We start from the raw sequence: 4,095 nt of genomic DNA, 5'->3' as shown, positions 1-4,095 counted from the left end.
TTGACGTGGAATGCATGTTGTACATACCACCGTTAACATTGCCACCGATTAATGCGTTACCATCTATTTCAGAGGTACTAATGACATTGCCACTAGTAATAAGGTTGTATTGATTAAGAAGAGACATGGCGTCTATTTCAACAGCATCAGCGTAAGCTAACTGATTAACACTAAGAGTCACTACTCCAACCATGGCAAGTTTTGACAAACGCATTTGAATCTTCCTTTATGTGATTACTTAAATTATATAACCACCACAACTAAAAAAGTATAGTACTAAAGTAGTATTTTTTCTCTTTCTTTAATTAAAGAAAAAAATATTTATGACAAAAACAAAAATTGGCGGCTGGGTTCAGACATCCCAGCAAATACCTTATGACAACCCATGGATTCAAATTCGCCATGAAGAAGTGATCAGACCGAATGGCAGTGAAGGAATTTATGGTGTCGTCCACTTCAAGTCTCATGCCATTGGCGTCATCGCCATTGATGACAATGATCATACTTGGTTAGTCAAACAAAGTCGTTATCCAAATAATGAAACCACCATCGAAATTCCGGAAGGTGGTGGCCCACTGGATGAACACCCTCTGGAAGCGGCAAAAAGAGAACTCAAAGAAGAAACAGGGTTTACGGCAACAGACTGGCAGCCACTGATGGAGTTACGCACCTCCAACTCAGTGACCGACGAAAAAGCTTATATTTTCCTGGCGACAGGACTGACAGCCGGTGAGCAAGAACTCGAAGAGACTGAAGATATCGAATTAATAAAGGTCTCAGTAGACACAGCCATTGAAATGGCCATGAACGGCGACATCGTAGATGCCATGTCAGTAGCAGCTTTACTGAAACTTGCTGTGATGAGACAAGCACGATAAATAAGGTTGTTTTATTGATAAGACTCGTTGATTTCAAGCACGGCACTATCAATCGCTCTTTGCCAGGCTTTCTCCGTATTGCCTCTATAGTCACGCACAACACGCAGAACGGTGTTTTGCGTTTTTACATCACGGACTTCTATATAAAGTGTCTGAATCAACACACTCATACGAAATACCCATGGCACCACCACGTATCTGGCATCGACTTTTTCAGCAAGATCAAACTCGCAACCATTACACCTTTCAAGGTTAAACTTCTGCCTTGCTTCAGCCAGTAATGCCTGTGATTCTGGCGTATCAATAACCTCAAACGAAGTGTCATTATTCAGAGTTTCTTGTAAATACTGATTAGATGTTTCTATTACCTCGGCATCATGTTCTTGTAATGACTGAACCGTATCATCACCACGTAACTCGAAGCCAAGCAGGAGCACATCAGATTTTTCGTCTTTCTGTGCATGAGCGGTGTTGAAGCCAAAAAGCAGACATAAACACACGACAAACGATAACTTTTCAATTCTCATACTCTCTCCTCTTTTAACTTTAGCCAACGCTGACTGGAGGAAGTTTCAACTCAGAAAAGATCAACTGATCGCGAATAAACTGACTGATTCAGAATGAAACAGTCGATAGCCTAACTGTCTCATTCTGTTATCCATGTCAGCTACTTAGTCAATGTACTTCCAACCTGATTTTTGATAGCGTTCGAAAGTATTGTCATCAGACCAGTGCACAAGAAACAACCAGCCATTGTCGACAAGGTCGCGTACGGTTTGATGCTTGGCAATCACATTTTCAATCGCTTGTTTTGGCGCAGCAATATACACACTAATTCTCAATGGATGATGACGCCAGTTCTCACCGTCATGGATGGATTGCATCGCAAGACCAATTCGCAGGTCCCCCCCATTCCCTTCAAACACACCGATATGCTGGCCGACGGCATTGTGTAGCAGCTTATTGCCACTACCAAAAAATGTATTATCTGTGACCGATAAGTTGTACTGCATATTGATCCACTGAGTCACAATCATCGGTGCCGTCATAATTTGCTCCAGTAATGCAAACTCGGCATCGCTGTGCCAGTCATAGTCATGCAAAAAGGAACGGCCCTGTAAATCCAGTCCACGCGTACGCTCACGCGGTGCTACAATAAATGAGGCATTATTCGCTAAGCCCCATTCAGGACGAACTTCTGACCAATCTTTACCTCTGTCTTTTAGCGACTTTTCTAATGCAACATCATCCAGGTCCTTTAAGCCTGCATCCATTAACTGAATGCGTTCGCGACGGGTTTGTTTAGAAGCCTGTTCTAACCAAGTATCAATGTCAGCATTATTTAATGCATCAAAACAGACGATTTCATCCGTTGTGGTGTTATGTAATCCAGATATAAAGCGTGTGTTTTCAGGAATGTGGATGTCCGCTTTGTGCAGCTCTGTTCTGACAGCGGGATCATTTAACAGGCTGGTTAAAACACGGACATTCACTTCCCCACTTTGACCACAGCAAGCACCACAATCCAGACCTGATGCATGCAAGTTATTGCGATTTTCACTACCGTGACCTAGCAGTAAAATGGTTGATGCAAAGGTGTTGGTCAGGCCCATGCCTTTGAGTACACCCGTAACCATATTGACTTTCTCAGACAAGCTTAGCTCAGCATGGTTATGGCTTATGTGCCATTGATGATGGTGAGTAAACTCATCAATTAGTTTTTCTTTTTTCTTGCTAAAGAAATTATCTTTTATCAGTTTATAAGCGTAGGTCCAACCCATGGTCTCTACCATGGTGAATGAAGATACCGGTGAACTGGCCCAGTTTTTCCAGGTACTTGCATTACTGACTTTGGTCAACTTTTTATGGTTGGGTGTTTGCTCACTCACTTTCACTGACGGCGCAATCAGTCCTGGCAGTTGTGGACGCTTAACCTGTGTCTTGGCGGGTTGATAGGTGATAGGTAAGCCAAAGAAACCTGCAAAGCCAATGGTTTGAATAGCATCACTCTGTAATTCAAGATTGCGTCTAATACGTTCAGAGCGTACATCAATACAAAATGCGGCTTGTAAGACCGGTCTTGAATCAAGCGGCTTAGGTGTTTGGGTTAGTGTTTTCTGTAGTTGTTGTTGGTAAGTCAGTTCTGCAGCATAAGCCCAAACCCAATAATGACAGGCATATTCATGATGGGCGGCTATACGTGACATCAGAGATTCTTTTTGATGCTCCCACTGTTGTTTTAATGCCTTAAATTCAACCTGTCCAGGCTTGCTTTTTAACTGACGCCAGATAATTAAATCCCAAGCGATTCTGATAGCAAGCAGCGCTTCTACACAGGCGGTCTGTTGACTATTGAGGCGGTTTTCCCAGCGTTGCCAGGCAAAATAACTGGCCCAGCCATTAATACACATCAATAACTTATGTGCATATAACTCGAGCTGCTGCGGCGTCAATTCCAACTCAGCAACCGCTTGGGCAAACAAACTTTCCAGGTCATCAGGCAGCTGAGTGAAGGCGTGGCGCAGTTTTTTCTCACCCATCAGTAGTGACATGCCGTAATCATGACGAGTGAAATCCAACCAGGCAGAATAGAGATGATCGAAAGTCTCTGGCTCCTGATTCACAAACTCACCACAAAACTGACTGATCTGGTGAACAATTTCATCCTGCCAACGCATTTTGTGATGATCACGGCTTAAATCCGCAATTTCGGCGATGCTCAATGCTGCATCGGGCTGTGGATGTTCAAGTGAGGCCTTCAATTCATCAACTGTCGCCGTGTTGACACCATATGTCTTAGCAGATTCGAGTAATGCCGACTCACTGATTTGGCCTTGTTGAAACAAGCCGAGGTAATAGTCAGCTGACATCGTTGTGTTCAGACCTTGTAATGCCCCTATTCTGGCTGAAGCCGACTCGATCGTTTGCTCACGAAATTCCCATAAAGCATTGACCGCAATGAACCGATCCAATGGCCAGTTTGGAGCAATATATGAACTCGCTTGATGGATGGCAGCGGTATGTTCGACGCTGAGTCCAGACAATGACTGATTCACAGTATTCATGAAGTCTCCTTGCTAAGTGGCTGATTGTTAGATTCCACTCTGGTTTCTGGTCTTAATGTGATTGGCCACAGAAATAGAGTCAGTCGGGTCATCAATTCATCTAAGTACAAACCTGAAAACAGCCAACGATATAAGGTTCTGGTGGCTTTAGC

Annotated in this window: 4 protein-coding genes; 1 reads left to right on the top strand and 3 read right to left on the bottom strand. The window is 43.5% G+C overall.

Annotated elements, in window-relative coordinates:
• Nucleotides 1–214: collagen-binding domain-containing protein (locus B4K20_RS00510; protein ID WP_289281476.1), on the bottom strand; the 214-nt coding region annotated here is incomplete at its 3' end.
• 109 nt (nt 215–323) lie between these two features.
• Between B4K20_RS00510 and B4K20_RS00505 the strand changes: the two genes are divergently transcribed.
• Nucleotides 324–878 (top strand): NUDIX domain-containing protein, encoded by a 555-nt coding sequence (locus B4K20_RS00505; RefSeq protein WP_289245260.1) that lies wholly within the window; start codon nt 324–326, stop codon nt 876–878.
• Between the two features lie 11 nt (nt 879–889).
• Here the strand turns inward: B4K20_RS00505 and B4K20_RS00500 are convergent, their stop codons facing one another.
• Nucleotides 890–1,405, bottom strand: a complete 516-nt coding sequence (locus B4K20_RS00500; protein WP_289245400.1) for a DUF2380 domain-containing protein — start codon at nt 1,403–1,405, stop codon at nt 890–892.
• Nucleotides 1,406–1,549: 144 nt separating this feature from the next.
• The gene (locus tag B4K20_RS00495) at nt 1,550–3,943 is read right to left on the bottom strand and encodes a YbcC family protein (protein ID WP_289281475.1); all 2,394 of its coding nucleotides are present in this window, start codon (nt 3,941–3,943) and stop codon (nt 1,550–1,552) included.
• Between the last annotated feature and the right edge of the window lie 152 nt (nt 3,944–4,095).

This window comes from Methylophaga sp. UBA5088 (assembly GCF_002414625.1).
Lineage (GTDB): Bacteria > Pseudomonadota > Gammaproteobacteria > Nitrosococcales > Methylophagaceae > Methylophaga > Methylophaga marina.
Note: the sequence above shows the minus strand (reverse complement) of the source record. Positions and strands in the feature narration are given on the sequence as shown.